The organism is Variovorax paradoxus (assembly GCF_024734665.1).
Taxonomy (GTDB): Bacteria; Pseudomonadota; Gammaproteobacteria; order Burkholderiales; family Burkholderiaceae_C; genus Variovorax.
In genome coordinates this window covers 1,965,695-1,980,756 of sequence record NZ_CP102931.1, presented here as the reverse complement: position 1 = coordinate 1,980,756, position 15,062 = coordinate 1,965,695, and the positions used below count along the sequence as shown (strand labels likewise).

The following is a 15,062-nucleotide window of genomic DNA, read 5'->3' as shown; positions in this document are numbered from 1 at the left end:
ATACTGACTTCAAGTCAGTAAATTGTCAATCAGATGAGAATTGATCTCATTTGGAATGTGGATTTTGCGCCCTCGCCCCGTCAGACCTTCAAACCCCAGGTCGCGCGCGCGCCAATCGCCACCACGCCCCCAACCACCCAGAACACGCCACCGATGCCGATCAGCGCGCCGAGCGAGCCGAACAACATCGGCATTGCCACGCTCGACGCGTTGATGGTCATGAGCCGCAGGCCCAGCGCTTCGCCGTGGCGGGTGTGCGGCGTGATCTGGTGGAGCATGCTCATCACCATCGGCTGCACCGCGCCCAGCGCGAAGCCGAGCACCACCGAACAGATGCCCATGGTCCAGGCCGAATCCAGCAGCGGATAGATCGCGAACACCATCGCCGTGACCGCCGTGGAACTCAGGATCACGCTGCGCTCCGACGCCCGCGAGGCAATCACCGGCAGCACCACGCGGATGACCGCCGCCGCAATGGCGAAGGCGCCCAGGATCGAGCCGATCACCGAAGCGCTGATGCCCCGGTCGTGCCCCAGCACCGGCAGCACGAAGGCGTGCACGTCCCAGCTCGACGACTGCAGCCAGTTCACAAACAGCAGGCGGCGGAACATCGGCTCGCGCAGCAGGTCCCAGGCACGCGTCGGCTTGGCGCCCGCCACGGGGGCGGTGGGCGGCGGCTCGTGCGCGCCGCGCGCGAGCATCCAGCAGAGGATGGGCAGCGCCGCCATCACCGCGAAGCAGATGCGGAACGCGAGCATGTCCGCAGGCGCACGGCCCGCATGGTCGATCAGCATGCCGGCCAGGAACGGCCCCACGAAATTGGCCACGGCCGGCGCAATGGCGAGCCAGCTGAAAACGCGCTTGAGCTGCGTCGGGTCGGTGGCCGAGCGCCCCACGTGCCGCTGCAGCGCGATGACCGTCGCCCCCGTGGCGCCGCCAGTCAGCAGGGCTGCGACGCACATCACCGGAAAGATCGGGAAGATCACCACCAGCCCCGCGCCGACGACTGCCGCGATGACCGACAGCCACAGCGGTCGCTTGAAGCCGTATCGGTCGGCAAAGCGCCCTGCCGGCAAGGCGAGAAAAACCTGGGTCAGCGCGAACAGCGAAATCAGCACGCCGACCGCCAGCGCGCTATACCCCTGTTGAAGTGCCAGCAGCGGCGTGGCGAGCCGCATGCCGGCCATGGTGGCGTGCAGGCACACCTGGGCACCGATGACACGCAGCAGTTCGGAGCCTTTCACGGAGTGTCTTCGCCCTCGCTGTCAGGTTCGGCGTCGGTGCCGGCCGTGGGTGGCAGCAGCGCCTGGGCCTGCGCCTCGGGCAGCGCCTCGACCTTGCGCAGCGCCAGACGCATCTGCCGGGCGCGCGTGTCGGCCTTGTCGAGCGTGTCCGAAGCCTTGGCCACCTGCTCCTTGATGCGTGCGACCCATTCGCCATAGCGCTCGAACTCGGTCTTCACCGCGCCCAGCACCTTCCACACCTCGGAAGCCTGCCGCTCCAATGCCAGGGTGCGAAAGCCCATGTGCAGGCTGTTGAGCATGGCGAGCAAGGTGGTCGGGCCGGCCAGCGTCACGCGATGCTGGCGCTGCACCGCATCCATCAGCCCGGGCCGGCGCAGCACCTCGGCATAGAGGCTTTCGACCGGCAGGAAGAGGATGGCGAAATCGGTGGTGTGCGGGGCCGCGAGGTAATTGTCGGCAATCGACTTGGCCTCGGTGCGGATGCGGGCCTCGAGCGCCTTGGCCGCCAGCTCGGCGCCCGCGGCATCGGCGCGCTCGTGCGCATCGAGGAGCCGCTCGTAGTCGTCGCGCGGAAACTTGGCGTCGATGGGCAGCCACACCGGCGCGCCGTCGTCGCCGCGACCCGGAAAGCGAATGGCGAAGTCGACGCGCTGCCCGCTGCGCGGCTTGGTCTCGATCTGCTTGGCGTACTGGTCAGGCGTGAGCACCTGTTCGAGCAGCGCTTCGAGCTGCACCTCGCCGAAGATACCGCGCGTCTTCACGTTGGTCAGCACGCGCTGCAGGCTGCCGACGCCCACGGCCAGCGTCTGCATTTCGCCAAGGCCCTTGTGCACCTGCTCGAGCCGGTCGGCCACCTGCTTGAAGCTTTCGCCAAGGCGCGCTTCGAGCGTGCTCTGCAGCTTCTCGTCGACGGTCTTGCGCATCTCGTCGAGCTTGGCGGCGTTGGTCTGCTGCAGCTGCGCGAGCTGCGTTTCCATCGTCTCGCGCACTTCCGATAGGCGCCGAGCGTTCGATTCGCTCAGGCCCTGCAGCTGGGTGTTGAGCGTGTCTGCCAGCGTCTTCTGCAGGGACGCGAGCTGCAGCGAGAAGGCATCGAGCTGCGCGTTCTGCGTGCGCGTGGCTTCGGCGCCCTGCTGCACCAGCGCCTGCTGGAAAGTGGCGAAGGCCTGCGCGGTTTCCTGCCGCGCGCCGCGCGAACTTTCGCCGATGTCGTTACGCAGTTCGCGCTCGGTGCGCTCGTTGGCCGAGCCCAGCGCAGCCAGCACGCGCAGCAGGTCGCTATGGTCGGCTGGGGCTTGCCGACGGGCCAGCAGCCAGATCACCAGCACGAGCTGGATGGCTGCGAGTACGGCCAGTGCAATAAGAACCAGTGAAGTGTCCAAGGTTGCGGTATCGCCTCTGCCTATTTGCCGGGCACCGGCGTCACAGGCGTCAGCGGCCCCTTGCCGCCGAAGTACGCGATGAGGTTGTCAGCCGCGAGGTCGGCCATGGCGCGGCGCGTGGGCACGGTGGCGCTGGCGATATGCGGTGTCAGCACCACGTTGGGCACGGTCAGCAGGTCGGGATGCACCTTGGGCTCGCCCTCGAACACGTCGAGGCCGGCGGCGGCAATGCGCTTTTCGCGCAGGGCCACGGCCAGGGCCGCGTCGTCGACGATGCCGCCGCGCGCAATGTTGATGAGCGTGGCGGTCGGCTTCATCAGCGCGATCTCGGCCGCGCCGATGGTGTGATGGGAAGCCGGCGAGTAAGGCACCACCAGCACCACGTGGTCGGCCGTCTTGAGCAGCTCTTCCTTGCTCACGTAGCTGGCCTTGCATTCGGCTTCGAGCGCCGCGTCGAGCTTCGAGCGGTTGTGATAGATCACCTTCATGCCGAAGCCATGCGCACCGCGCTTGGCAATACCCTGCCCGATGCGGCCCATGCCGATGATGCCCAGCGTCGAGCCGTGGATGTCGGAGCCCGCGAACATGTCGAAGCTCCACTTCTGCCACTTGCCCGCGCGCAGGAAGTGTTCGCTCTCGGTGATGCGGCGTGCCGTAGCCATCAGCAGCGCAAAGCCGAAGTCGGCGGTGGTCTCGGTCAGCACGTCGGGGGCGTTGGTGCCGAGCACGCCGTGCGCGGCCATCGCATCGACGTCGAAGTTGTTGTAGCCCACGGCCATGTTGGCGCAGATCTTCAGGTCGGGGCAGGCGTCGAGCACGGCGGCGTCGATGCGCTCGCTGCCGGTGGTGAAGGCGCCCTGCTTGCCCTGCAGTTTGGCGATCAGTTGCTCTTTGCTCCAGCTCTCGTCGGACTGGTTCGACTCGACCTCGAAATGCTGCGACAGGCGTTCGATGGTCTCGGGAAAGATCGCGCGCGCGACCAGGATCTTGGGCTTGCTCATGATGTTGTCTCTCTCTGCGAAGAAGGGTCAGCGGAAGAAGATGAAGGTGCAAATGACGAACAGCGGAACCAATATGGCCACCGACCACGCCATGTAGCCAAAGAAGCTCGGCATGCGCACGCCGCGGCTCTCGGCGATGGCCTTGACCATCAGGTTGGGCGCGTTGCCGATGTAGGTGTTGGCGCCCATGAACACCGCGCCGGCCGAAATGGCAGCCAGCGTGCTGGCATAGGTGGTCATCAGCGCCGCCGGGTCGCCGCCCGCGGTGTTGAAGAACACCAGGTAGGTCGGTGCGTTGTCGAGGAAGGAGCTCAGCACGCCGGTGGCCCAGAAGTACATCGCCGGATCGGGCTGGCCGTCGGCGCGCGTCACGGCCGAGACGATGGCGCCGAACGGGCCCTGCGTGCCGGCCTTGAGCATCGCGATCACCGGGATGATGGTCAGGAAGATGCCAGCGAACAGCTTGGCCACCTCGGCCATGGGCTCCCACTCGAACTGGTTGTCGGCGTGCACCTTGGGCGCGGTGAGCTTGTACGAAACCACTGCGATCAGTGCCAGCCCCACGTCGCGCACCAGCCCCGGCAGGCCGACCTCGGTGCCGAACACGTCGAAGGTCACGGGCGATTTCCAGAAGCCGCTGAGCAGCACCAGCGCAACAACGCCGCCCAGGAGCCAGAAATTGGCGGCGCCGTCGAAGCCGATGCCCGGCGTGTCGGGTGTCGGGTCAGCCGGCAACACGCCTTCCTTGCGGTAGTAGTGGCGGTCGATGGCATAGAACAGCGCCAGCAGCACACCGAGGATGAACAAGGTTTCAGGCAGGATGTTCTGCGCGGTCCAGAAGAAGCCCACGCCCTTCAGGAAGCCGAGGAACAACGGCGGATCGCCCAGCGGCGTGAGCGCACCGCCCGCGTTCGACACGATGAAGATGAAGAACACGATCACGTGCACCTTGTGCAGGCGGTTGTCGTTGGCGCGAATCAGCGGCCGTATCAGCAACATCGAGGCGCCCGTGGTGCCCATGAAGCTCGCGAGCACCGCGCCGATGGCGAGGATCGCCGTGTTGAGGCCGGGCGCACCGTGCAGGTTGCCGCGAATGTGGATGCCGCCCGCCACGGTAAACAGCGCCGTCAGCAAGATGATGAACGGGATGTACTCGGCCACCAGCGCATGCACGAGCTGCACGCCGGCAAGCTGCACGCCGAAGGCCCCGGCAAAGGGCAGCAGGAACGCCAGCGCCCAGGCCGCGGAAATCTTGCCGTAGTGGTGATGCCAGAACGCAGGCGCGAGCAGCGGAAACAGCGCGATCGACAACAGGATGCCGGCAAACGGCACGCCCCACAGCGGCGAGAGGCTGCCGCCGTCGAAGTCGGCGGCCGAGGCCAGGGCGGGAAGAAAAAGCAGCGACAGCGGCACTGCGGCCGCCTTCAGTCGAATCGTTTTTTGCATGGGGGGCTGTACCGTACCAGACAGGTCAGTACAGCCTTCAAGCCGGGGGTTGTTCGATTTCGAACACCTGGCGCAGGTAGGCCAGGTACTTTTCGTCCTCGCACATGTTCTTGGACGGCGTGTCCGACAGCTTGGCCACCGGCTGGTCGTTGCAGTGGATCATCTTGATGACGATCTGCAGCGGCTCGTAGCCCAGGTCGTTGGTGAGGTTGGTGCCGATGCCGAAGGCCAGCTGGCAGCGGCCGCGGAACTGCTGATACAGCTCGATGGTGCGCGGCACCGTGAGGCCGTCGCTGAAGATCAGCGTCTTGGTGCGCGGGTCGACCCGGTTGGCGATGTAGTGCGCGAGCATGCGCTCGCCCCACTGGAAGGGGTCGCCACTGTCGTGCCGCGCGCCGTCGAAGAGCTTGCAGAAGTACAGATCGAAGTCGCGCAGGAAGGCGCTCATGCCGTACACGTCGGACAACGCAATGCCCAGGTCGCCGCGGTACTCGCGCGCCCAGCTCTCGAAGCCGAAGATCTGGCTGTCGCGCAGCCGCGGGCCGAGCGCCTGGCAGGCCTGCAGGTATTCGTGGGCCATGGTGCCCAGCGGGATAAGGCCGAGCTTCATGGCGTACAGCACGTTGCTGGTGCCCGCGAGCTGCGGCAGCCGCGTGCCGGGCGGTGCCTGCACCGGCGGCGAGGTGACGGCGCCGAGGCGGGCGGTGAGAGTGCGCAGCACCTCTTCGTGCCAGTCTTTCGAGAAGCGGCGGCGCGTGCCGTAGTCGGCGATCTTCAGGTCGGCGAGGCCGGCGTCCTGCAGCTGCGCGATCTTGGTTTCGAGGCGGCGGCGGCCTTCCGCGATGTCGGGCTTCTTCTGCGTGTTGCGGAAGTAGACCTCGTTGACGATGGCCAGCACCGGGATCTCGAACAGGATGGTGTGCAGCCACGGCCCCTTGATGCGGATCTCGAGCTCGCCCGAGGGCTGGGGAATGATGTTGATGTACTTCTCGTTGAGCCGGAAGAGCCCGAGGAAGTCGACGAAGTCGCTCTTGATGAAGCGCATCGAGCGCAGGTAGGCCAGCTCGGCATCGCGGAACTGCAGCGAACAGAGGCTGCGCACCTCGTCGCGGATCTGCCCCGCGAACTGGGCCAGGTCGACACCGGGGTTGCGGCACTTGAAGCGGTACTCGACCCGGGCCCCCGGGAAGTGATGCAGGACCACCTGCATCATCGTGAACTTGTAGAGGTCGGTGTCGAGCAGGCTGTGAATGATCATGGTGCTGGGCGCGGTGTCTCAAACTTTTCGGCGGCCGTTCGATTATCACGGGGCGCGTCGGCCTCTGCCTACGGGGCCTGGACAGCACGTCCTACCGTGAGGGTGAATCACCCCCGCGACAGTGATTTCACGGCGGCGAACACAGCCCGTCGAATCAACTGTCTCAAAGGAGATTCGCATGAACAAGGACACCATCGAAGGCAACTGGAAACAGCTCAAGGGCAAGGTCAAGGAGCAATGGGGGAAGCTGACGGACGACGACTTCGACGTCATCGCCGGCAAGCGCGACCAGCTGCTCGGCCGCATCCAGGAACGCCACGGCATCAGCCGCGAGGAAGCCGAAAAGCAGGTCAAGGACTGGGAATCGCGCGACGGCCGCACGCCGGACGCGATCTGGTTCGAACGCTACTGAGCGCCCCTGAATTCCATCAACTTCCAAAGGAAAACATCCCATGAAAAAGCATCTACTCATGCTGGCCCTCGCCTCCACCTGCTTCGTGGCCACGCAAGCCAGCGCCATGACCAAGGACGAATACAAGGTCTCCAAGGAAAAGATCGAGGCCGACTACAAGGTCGCCAAGGCCCAGTGCGACACGATGAAGGACAACGCCAAGGATGTCTGCCAGAAGGAAGCCAAGGGCAAGGAAGACGTTGCCAAGGCGGAGCTCGAGCAGCAGTACCAGCCGAGCGACAGCCACGCCCGCAACGTGGCTGAAGAGAAGGTGAAGGCCACCTACGAAGTCGCGAAGGAAAAGTGCGACGACCAGAAGGGCGAAGCCAAGACCGCCTGCGTGAAGCAGGCCAAGGCGGATGAAGCCCAGGGCAAGGCCGACATCAAGGCCATGAAGAAGACCATGTAAGGCCTTCGCGGCGGGTGGGCCCCGCTCAGGTGCTCAGGCCTTGAGCGAATCGACCACCCGCTGCAGCGCCTCGGGCAGCGGCACCGGCCGCTGCGTGGCGCGGTCCACGTAGACGTGAACGAAATGGCCTTGCGCCGCGGCGGTGTCCGCCCCCTCGGCAAACAACGCAATCTCGTATCGCACGCTCGATCGGCCCACCTGGGCCACCCGGATGCCCGCTTCCACCGTCTGCGGGAACGCGATCGGCGCAAAGTAGTTGCACTGCGTCTCCACCACGAAGCCGATGACCTGGCCCTGGTGGATGTCGAGCGCGCCGCGCTCGATCAGCAAAGCATTCACTGCCGTATCGAACCAGCTGTAATAGACGACGTTGTTGACGTGGCCGTACATGTCATTGTCGGCCCAGCGCGTCGGGATGCTGCGGAACGCGCGGTAGCTGCTGCGCGCATGCGGGGTGGGTTTGGTGGGGGCGCTGCTCATCGCGCGGCATTTTGCCAGCGGCGGTCGCCCTTGAACGAGGCCTCGAACTTGAGCAGGCCGGCTCGACGACCGAATTTAGAAGACGGCTTCTAAATTGCTGCAGGGCAGCAAAAACCCCTTGATCGCAAAACTCAGCTGCCTATACTTGAGGCCATGCTGCACCGCAACATAGACGGCGAGACAGCGCAACGTGAACCGACCACTCAATCATCCCTTCTGGAGATCCCAAATGGCCCTGACCGCTGACCAAATCCTCGCCGCCCAAAAAGCAAACCTCGAAACCCTGTTCGGCCTGACCACCAAGGCTTTCGAAGGCGTAGAGAAGCTCGTCGAACTGAACGTGACCGCTTCGAAGGCCGCCCTGGTCGAAGCCCAGAGCACCGCCCAGGCTGCCCTGAGCGTGAAAGACGCACAAGAACTGCTGACGCTGCAAGCCAGCCTGTTCCAGCCCCTGGCTGAAAAGACCGCTGCCTACAGCCGTCACCTGTACGACATCGCCCAAGGCACCGGCGCCGAGTTCTCCAAGGCTTTTGAAGCCAAGGCTGCTGAAGCCCAGCAAGCCTTCGTCGGCTTGGTCGACAGCGCTTCCAAGAACGCCCCCGCCGGTTCGGAAACCGCCGTTGCCGTCCTGAAGAGCGCCGTGGCTGCCGCCAACAACGCTTTCGAATCGGTTCAAAAGGCCGTCAAGCAAGCGTCGGACGTCGCCGAAGCCAACTTCAACGCCGTGTCGACCCAAGCCGTCGCCGCCGCGAAGACCGCCACCGCTTCGCGCAAGCGCTAAGCCGCCGACCACCACCAGTTGTCTCCTTGGGTCCTCACGGATCCAATTCAGGGCCTCATCCTCGGATGAGGCCTTTTTTTTGGCCTGGCGGGGCGTCTTCGATAATGCCGGTCTCATCCAGGAGACTTCAATGCAGATCGATGGCAAGGTTTTTATCGTGACCGGTGGCGCTTCGGGCCTCGGCGAAGGCACGGCGCGCATGCTGGCCGCCAACGGCGCCAAGGTGGTGATCGCCGACATGCAGGCTGACAAGGGCGAAGCCGTTGCAAAGGAAATTGGCGGCGTGTTCGTCAAATGCGACGTGAGCCAGGAAGCCGACGGCCAGGCAGCCGTGGCCGCCGCACTCAAGCTTGGCAAGCTGGTCGGCCTCGTCAACTGCGCCGGCATCGCGCCGGCCGAGAAGACGGTGGGCAAGAACGGCCCGCACGCACTGGCCGTGTTCAGCAAGACCGTCACGGTCAACCTGATCGGCAGCTTCAACATGATCCGGCTCGCGGCCGACGCCATGGGCAAGAACGAGCCCGAAGCCACCGGCGAGCGCGGCGTGCTGATTTCCACCGCCTCTGTCGCCGCCTACGACGGCCAGATCGGCCAGGCCGCTTACAGCGCCTCGAAGGGCGGCGTGGTTGGCATGACGCTGCCCATCGCCCGCGACCTCGCGCGCAGCGGCATCCGCAACATGACCATCGCTCCCGGCATCTTCGGCACGCCCATGCTGTTCGGCATGCCGCAAGAGGTGCAGGACGCCCTGGCCGCCAGCGTGCCCTTCCCTTCCCGCCTGGGCACGCCCGAGGACTATGCCAAGCTCGCCAAGCACATCATCGAGAACGACATGCTCAACGGCGAGGTGATTCGTCTGGACGGAGCGATTCGATTGGCTCCCCGCTGACCTCGGAGGCCGGCAGCTTCGTACTGCCGGTGCGGTCCAGGCGCTCGTAGTTCGCGATCACCTGAGCCCCGAGCAGCACCAGCATGGCGGCGATCTCCAGGCTCAGCAGCACCACGATGGCCGTGGTGAGCGAGCCGTAGACCACGTTCACCTGCGACAAGGTCGAGAAGTACCAGATCAGCACGCGCCGCGTGGCCTCCCACAGCAGCGCGGCCGTCACGCCGCCCAGCAGCGCATGGCGCAGCGACATGCGCCCGGCCGGCATCACGAGGTAGAGCGAGGTCAGCATGAAGATCTCGCCGCCCAGCCCCAGCAGGTACAGCAGCAGCCCCGAAACGCCCGACAGCGACCAGCTGCGCCCCAGCAGGTCGACGCTTTCCCGCCCCACCAATTGCAGCGCGCCCGACACCAGCGTGACCAGCAGCAGCCCCACGCACAGGCACAGGATGTAGATGTACGGCATGGCCACCGACACCAGGAAGTGGCGCTTGTGATCGGCCTTGCGGTGGTGAAAGATCACCGCCATCGCGCTTTCGAGCACGCTGAAGGCCAGCGAGCTGAAGAAGAGCATCGTCACCAACAGCACCGGCCCCAGCACGTCGCGATGGTCCAGGAAGCTCGACAGTTCGGCCACGATGGCCTTCGACTGCCCCGGCAGCAGCCAGCCCAGGTACTGTCCGATGGTGCGCAACAGCTCGGCCTGCTCGATGACGTGCGACAGCGCGATCACGCTCACGATCAGCAGCGGCACGATGGACAGCAGCGCGTAGTACGCCACCGCCCCCGCGAGCAGCAGCCCCTGGTTGGCGCGAAATTCCTTGAGCGCATCCCAGGCGAATCTCAGGGGGTGGCGCAGTAGCGGAGCGATGTGTTGCAGGGGTTTGGGCGTCGTCATGCATGGATTCCGGTCGCTTTCAGTATGCCGTCCGGCCGCGAGCCTTCGCCCGCTTGCGTATGATTTGCCGCTCTTCGCCTACATGACCATCCCCGCTTCATTCATCCAGGAACTCATCGCGCGCGCCGATGTGGTCGAGATCGTCGGCCGTTATGTGCAGCTCAAGAAAGCCGGCGCCAATTTCATGGGGCTGTGCCCGTTCCACGGTGAGAAATCGCCCTCTTTCTCCGTCAGCCCGACCAAGCAGTTCTATCACTGCTTCGGCTGCGGGGTGCATGGCAACGCCATCGGCTTTCTGATGGAGCATGCGGGCATGGGCTTCGTCGAGGCGGTGCACGACCTCGCCGGCCAGTACGGCCTGCAGGTGCCTGAGGACGACGCCTCCCCCGCCGAGCGCGCCCGCGCCGCCAGCCAGCGCCAGAAGCAGGCCACACTGACCGACGTGCTCGAAAAAGCCGGCGACGCCTACCGCAAGCACCTGCGCCAGGCACCCGGCGCCATCGAATATCTGAAGGGCCGCGGTGTCTCGGGCGAGGTGGCCAAGCAGTTCGGCATCGGCTATGCGCCGGCCGGCTGGCGCGCGCTGGCCAGCGTTTTCCCCGACTACGACGACCCGCTGCTCGCCGAGAGCGGGCTGGTGATCGTCAACAACGAGGAAGGCAAGCTCAGCGACGAAGAAGCCAAGCGCTACGACCGCTTCCGCGACCGGGTGATGTTCCCGATCCGCAACGTGAAGGGCGAATGCATTGGCTTCGGTGGCCGCGTGCTGGGCGACGAGAAGCCCAAATACCTGAACTCGCCCGAAACGCCGGTGTTCAGCAAGGGCCGCGAGCTCTACGGCCTCTACGAAGCCCGCGCGGCCTTCCGCGACCGCGGCTATGCGCTCGTCACCGAGGGCTACATGGACGTGGTGGCGCTGGCCCAGCTCGGTTTTCCAAACGCGGTGGCCACGCTCGGCACGGCCTGCACCACGGAGCACGTGCAGAAGCTCTTCCGCTTCACCGAATCGGTGGTGTTCAGCTTCGACGGCGACGCCGCCGGCCGCCGCGCCGCGCGCAAGGCGCTCGACGGTGCCCTGCCCTATGCCACCGACGTGCGCAGCATCAAGTTTCTGTTCCTGCCGGCCGAGCACGACCCCGACAGCTTCATCCGCGAGCACGGCGCCGAGGCCTTCGCCCGCTTCGTCAGCGAGGCCACGCCGCTGTCGCGCTTCATGCTCGAGGCCGCCCGCGAAGGCTGCGACCTGACCACCGCCGAGGGCCGCGCCCACATGACGAGCAACGTGCGCCCGCTCTGGAGCGCCATGCCCGACGGCGCGCTCAAGCGGCAACTGCTGAGCGAGATCGCGACGCTGGTGCAGCTCGACGCGCCAGCGCTGTCGGAGCTCTGGGCCTCCACGCCCGGGCCGCGCAAGGCTGGCGGCGCACCCGTGCCGCAGCGCCAAGGCGAGCCCTCCGGCTACGGTGGCGGTAGTGGCGGTGACGACTACTACCCGGACATGCCCCCGCCGCAGGACTACGAGCCGCCGCGCTATGAAAGCGATAGCAAGCCCAGGTTCCAGCAACGCAAGTTCGTCAAGGGCAAGCGCTGGGGCGGCAAGTTCGAGGAACCCATCGAGCCCCTGCGCGGACGCGGCGCCCCGCCCAGCCGCCCGGACGTGGCAGTACGGCTGCTGCTGTCGAACATGGCGCAATGGGAAGCCCTGTCGCACGAGCTCCACGTGATGCTGTGCGACTTGCCCGGCCAGCACGGCGCGCTCTTCACCTGGCTCGACAGCCAGCTGCACGAGCACGGTGTCCAGCCCTGGGCGGCCCTGCGCGAAGGCCTGCGCGGACTCGACTTCGAGCCGCTGGCCGAGCGGCTGATGTCCGTCTCCGAGGCCGGCCCGGTGCCCGAGGGCGAGGAGGCGCAGCATCTGGCCGACGCCGCCCGCGAACTCTCCAGCGTGCTCGATTTCATGCTCGACGACCTTCTCAAGGCCCAGCAGAGCGAGGCCATCGCCGCCGTGGGAAAAGACCCGAAAGCCCTGGAGCGCTACAAGGCGCTGGAAACCCGACGGCTCGAATTGCGTGCCCGTTTGCGCGCCTCGGGTTCAGAAACTGCTTGAAATTTGCGCAACACGCTATAATGTAGGGCTTCGCAACTGGCGAAATTAGGCAAGAGCGACAGCAGCACCTCCGGGCCGACCCCTAGCGCAACGCACTCCAACGGTAAATTCCGGCGGAAAGGGTCAACAACCGCAAGGACTGCATACCAAATGTTCGCCCGACATCTTGCCTGTTGAGGAATTAATTCCTCTTTCCCATTTGTTTTTAGTCCGTGCCTGTGCACGGGCTGTGGTGGCGCTGTCCGCGTGACGGTGCGCCTGTGATCCCGCTTGTTCTTTCTTGCCGTAACGAGGTCGTATGCCCAGTTCAAAGAAGCCTGCTCCTTCACTTGCCAAAAGCGTCGCCACCAAGCCCGCAACAGAAAAACCGTTGAAAGCCGGCGCGAAGCCGGCAACCAAGACGGCCGCCGCCGCATCCAAATCGGCAGCCGCAACGAAAGTGAAAACCGTGCCCACGAAATCGACCTCTCTCGACGATCCCAAAAAAGCAGCCGCCCCCGCAGCCAAGAAAGTCGGCCGCCCGCCCAAGGCCGCCGGCGCCGCCACGCCCGCCACCGGCGCCAAGCGCGGCCGCAAGCCCAAGGCTGACAAGGAAGCCCCCGAGAGCGACGTCGACCTGTCGGACATCGAAGACGACCTGGCCGGCGACGAGCCCGCGGTTGCCACGACCACCGAAGAGAAGGTCAAGCCGCTGCGCATGAAGATCAGCAAGGCGAAGGAACGCGCCTTGATGAAGGAGTTCGGCCTCGACGAGACCGTGCTCTCCGAAGAAGACCTGGCCAAGCGCCGCTCGCGCCTGAAGACCCTGATCACGCTGGGCAAGACCCGCGGCTACCTCACGCACGGCGAAATCTCCGACCACTTGCCCGACAAGCTGGTCGACGCCGAGACCATGGAAGTCGTGGTCACCATGCTCAACGACATGGGCGTGGCGGTGTACGAGCAGACGCCCGACGCCGAAACCCTGCTGCTGAACAACACCGCGCCCACCGCCACCACGGTGGAAGAAGCCGAGGAAGAAGCCGAAGCCGCTCTCTCCACGGTGGACAGCGAATTCGGCCGCACCACCGACCCGGTCCGCATGTACATGCGCGAAATGGGCACGGTCGAGCTGCTGACGCGCGAAGGCGAAATCGAAATCGCCAAGCGCATCGAAGGCGGCCTGATGGCCATGATGGAAGCCATTTCGGCCTCCCCCGCCACCATCGCCGCGATCCTCGAAATGGCCGCGACGATTCGTGAAGGCAAGGTCGTCATCTCGACCATCGTCGACGGCTTCTCGAACCCCAACGAGGCCGACGACTACGTGGCCGAAGAAGACTTCGACGAGTTCGACGAGGAAGACGACGACGACGGCAAGGGCGGCTCCAAGGCCCTGACCAAGAAGCTCGAAGAACTCAAGCGTGAAGCGCTCGATCGCTTCGACCGCATCGCCGGCATGTTCGAGAAGATCCACAAGATCTACGAGAAGGAAGGCTACGGCACGCCGGCGTACGTCAAGGCCCAACAGGCCGTGTCCGACGAGCTGATGACCATCCGCTTCACCGCCAAGACCATCGAGAAGCTGTGCGACCTGGTGCGCACGCAGGTGGACGACGTGCGCAAGAAGGAACGCGAACTGCGCCGCATCATCGTGGACAAGTGCGGCTTCCCGCAGGACGAGTTCATCCGCGACTTCAGCGGCTACGACAAGAACGGCAACCGCATCGCCTCCAACCTGCTCAACCTGAAGTGGGTCGAGAAGCAGGCCGCCGCCGGCAAGCCCTGGAGCACGGTGCTCGCGCGCAACATCCCGCCGGTGCAAGAGTTGCAGCAGAAGCTCGCCGACATCCAGTCGCGCGTGGTGGTGCCGCTGTCCGAGCTGAAGGACATCAACAAGCGCATGAACGAAGGCGAATCGTCTTCGCGCGACGCCAAGAAGGAAATGATCGAGGCCAACCTGCGCCTCGTGATCTCCATCGCCAAGAAGTACACCAACCGCGGCCTGCAGTTCCTTGACCTGATCCAGGAAGGCAACATCGGCCTGATGAAGGCGGTCGACAAGTTCGAATACCGTCGCGGCTACAAATTCTCGACGTACGCGACGTGGTGGATCCGCCAGGCCATCACCCGCTCGATTGCCGACCAGGCGCGCACCATCCGCATCCCGGTGCACATGATCGAGACGATCAACAAGATGAACCGCATCTCGCGCCAGCACTTGCAGGAGTTCGGCTTCGAGCCCGACGCCGGCATCCTGGCCGCGAAGATGGAGATTCCGGAAGACAAGATCCGCAAGATCATGAAGATCGCGAAGGAGCCGATCTCGATGGAAACCCCCATCGGCGACGACGACGATTCGCACCTGGGCGACTTCATCGAGGACAGCAGCAACACGGCTCCTATCGAAGCCGCGATGCAGGCCGGCCTGCGCGACGTGGTCAAGGACATCCTGGACAGCCTCACGCCGCGCGAAGCCAAGGTGCTGCGCATGCGCTTCGGCATCGAGATGAGCACGGACCACACGCTGGAAGAAGTCGGCAAGCAGTTCGACGTGACCCGCGAGCGCATCCGCCAGATCGAGGCGAAGGCACTGCGCAAGCTCAAGCATCCGTCGCGTTCGGACAAGCTGCGCAGCTTTATTGATACGCTCTAAGCCGGTCTCCCGGTATTTCCCCGACGAGGAGGCGCCCGCAAGGGCGCTTTCTTTTTTGGCCTTCGCGATAAAAAGAACGGAGCA

At 65.1% G+C, this 15,062-nt stretch carries 14 protein-coding genes; 6 read left to right on the top strand and 8 right to left on the bottom strand.

Features of this window, described 5'->3' with window-relative positions; translation table 11 throughout:
* Positions 1–80 precede the first annotated feature (80 nt).
* Genes NWF24_RS09215 through pncB form a run of 5 tightly spaced genes read right to left on the bottom strand, consistent with a single transcriptional unit; the run spans position 81 to position 6,331 of the window.
* Entirely contained in the window at positions 81–1,244 is a 1,164-nt protein-coding gene (locus NWF24_RS09215) for an MFS transporter (protein WP_093077717.1), read from the bottom strand.
* On the bottom strand, positions 1,241–2,626 hold the full coding sequence (gene rmuC, locus NWF24_RS09210; protein ID WP_258353925.1) for a DNA recombination protein RmuC: 1,386 nt from the start codon (positions 2,624–2,626) through the stop codon (positions 1,241–1,243). Before rmuC ends, NWF24_RS09215 begins: the two co-directional genes overlap by 4 nt.
* Positions 2,627–2,646: 20 nt before the next feature.
* The gene (locus NWF24_RS09205) at positions 2,647–3,627 is read right to left on the bottom strand and encodes a 2-hydroxyacid dehydrogenase (RefSeq protein WP_258353924.1); all 981 of its coding nucleotides are present in this window, start codon (positions 3,625–3,627) and stop codon (positions 2,647–2,649) included.
* A 27-nt stretch (positions 3,628–3,654) separates the two neighbouring features.
* Positions 3,655–5,073, bottom strand: a complete 1,419-nt coding sequence (locus NWF24_RS09200) for a sodium:proton antiporter (protein ID WP_258353923.1) — start codon at positions 5,071–5,073, stop codon at positions 3,655–3,657.
* Positions 5,074–5,110: 37 nt separating this feature from the next.
* Positions 5,111–6,331: a nicotinate phosphoribosyltransferase gene (pncB, locus tag NWF24_RS09195; protein ID WP_258353922.1), complete on the bottom strand. Its 1,221-nt coding sequence runs from the start codon at positions 6,329–6,331 to the stop codon at positions 5,111–5,113.
* A 178-nt stretch (positions 6,332–6,509) separates the two neighbouring features.
* Between pncB and NWF24_RS09190 the strand changes: the two genes are divergently transcribed.
* Together NWF24_RS09190 and NWF24_RS09185 are read left to right on the top strand one after the other, a co-directional pair.
* Positions 6,510–6,743: a CsbD family protein gene (locus NWF24_RS09190; protein WP_258353921.1), complete on the top strand. Its 234-nt coding sequence runs from the start codon at positions 6,510–6,512 to the stop codon at positions 6,741–6,743.
* Positions 6,744–6,783: 40 nt separating this feature from the next.
* Positions 6,784–7,191 carry a hypothetical protein gene (locus tag NWF24_RS09185; protein WP_258353920.1) on the top strand — a complete coding sequence of 136 codons (408 nt, stop codon included), beginning with the start codon at positions 6,784–6,786 and terminating at the stop codon, positions 7,189–7,191.
* Between the two features lie 33 nt (positions 7,192–7,224).
* On the opposite strand, the gene NWF24_RS09180 is transcribed toward NWF24_RS09185, so the two are convergent.
* Complete coding sequence (locus NWF24_RS09180) at positions 7,225–7,671, bottom strand: acyl-CoA thioesterase (RefSeq protein ID WP_258353919.1); 447 nt, start codon at positions 7,669–7,671, stop codon at positions 7,225–7,227.
* A gap of 229 nt (positions 7,672–7,900) precedes the next feature.
* Here NWF24_RS09180 and NWF24_RS09175 point away from each other — a divergent pair, with 229 nt between their 5' ends.
* Both NWF24_RS09175 and NWF24_RS09170 read left to right on the top strand, forming a co-directional pair.
* On the top strand, positions 7,901–8,452 hold the full coding sequence (locus NWF24_RS09175; RefSeq protein WP_258353918.1) for a phasin family protein: 552 nt from the start codon (positions 7,901–7,903) through the stop codon (positions 8,450–8,452).
* A 130-nt stretch (positions 8,453–8,582) separates the two neighbouring features.
* Positions 8,583–9,341, top strand: a complete 759-nt coding sequence (locus NWF24_RS09170; protein WP_093051251.1) for a 3-hydroxyacyl-CoA dehydrogenase — start codon at positions 8,583–8,585, stop codon at positions 9,339–9,341.
* Here NWF24_RS09170 and NWF24_RS09165 read toward each other — a convergent pair.
* Positions 9,289–10,236, bottom strand: a complete 948-nt coding sequence (locus NWF24_RS09165; RefSeq protein ID WP_258353917.1) for a YihY/virulence factor BrkB family protein — start codon at positions 10,234–10,236, stop codon at positions 9,289–9,291. The genes NWF24_RS09170 and NWF24_RS09165 overlap by 53 nt on opposite strands.
* Positions 10,237–10,318: 82 nt before the next feature.
* Between NWF24_RS09165 and dnaG the strand changes: the two genes are divergently transcribed.
* Complete coding sequence (dnaG, locus tag NWF24_RS09160; protein ID WP_258353916.1) at positions 10,319–12,343, top strand: DNA primase; 2,025 nt, start codon at positions 10,319–10,321, stop codon at positions 12,341–12,343.
* A 123-nt stretch (positions 12,344–12,466) separates the two neighbouring features.
* On the opposite strand, the gene NWF24_RS09155 is transcribed toward dnaG, so the two are convergent.
* Positions 12,467–12,799, bottom strand: coding sequence for a hypothetical protein (locus tag NWF24_RS09155; RefSeq protein WP_258353915.1), 333 nt, complete (start codon positions 12,797–12,799; stop codon positions 12,467–12,469).
* Between NWF24_RS09155 and rpoD the strand changes: the two genes are divergently transcribed.
* Positions 12,792–14,978: an RNA polymerase sigma factor RpoD gene (rpoD, locus tag NWF24_RS09150; RefSeq protein ID WP_258353914.1), complete on the top strand. Its 2,187-nt coding sequence runs from the start codon at positions 12,792–12,794 to the stop codon at positions 14,976–14,978. The genes NWF24_RS09155 and rpoD overlap by 8 nt on opposite strands.
* Positions 14,979–15,062 lie beyond the last annotated feature (84 nt).

Bases quoted from the DNA above. Each gene is read 5' to 3' on its own strand.
- NWF24_RS09205 (WP_258353924.1), bottom strand. From the start codon at position 3,627: ATGAGCAAGCCCAAGATCCTGGTCGCGCGCGCGATCTTTCCCGAGACC.
- NWF24_RS09200 (WP_258353923.1), bottom strand. From the start codon at position 5,073: ATGCAAAAAACGATTCGACTGAAGGCGGCCGCAGTGCCGCTGTCGCTG.
- pncB (WP_258353922.1), bottom strand. From the start codon at position 6,331: ATGATCATTCACAGCCTGCTCGACACCGACCTCTACAAGTTCACGATG.
- NWF24_RS09190 (WP_258353921.1), top strand. From the start codon at position 6,510: ATGAACAAGGACACCATCGAAGGCAACTGGAAACAGCTCAAGGGCAAG.
- NWF24_RS09185 (WP_258353920.1), top strand. From the start codon at position 6,784: ATGAAAAAGCATCTACTCATGCTGGCCCTCGCCTCCACCTGCTTCGTG.
- NWF24_RS09180 (WP_258353919.1), bottom strand. From the start codon at position 7,671: ATGAGCAGCGCCCCCACCAAACCCACCCCGCATGCGCGCAGCAGCTAC.
- NWF24_RS09175 (WP_258353918.1), top strand. From the start codon at position 7,901: ATGGCCCTGACCGCTGACCAAATCCTCGCCGCCCAAAAAGCAAACCTC.
- NWF24_RS09170 (WP_093051251.1), top strand. From the start codon at position 8,583: ATGCAGATCGATGGCAAGGTTTTTATCGTGACCGGTGGCGCTTCGGGC.
- NWF24_RS09165 (WP_258353917.1), bottom strand. From the start codon at position 10,236: ATGACGACGCCCAAACCCCTGCAACACATCGCTCCGCTACTGCGCCAC.
- dnaG (WP_258353916.1), top strand. From the start codon at position 10,319: ATGACCATCCCCGCTTCATTCATCCAGGAACTCATCGCGCGCGCCGAT.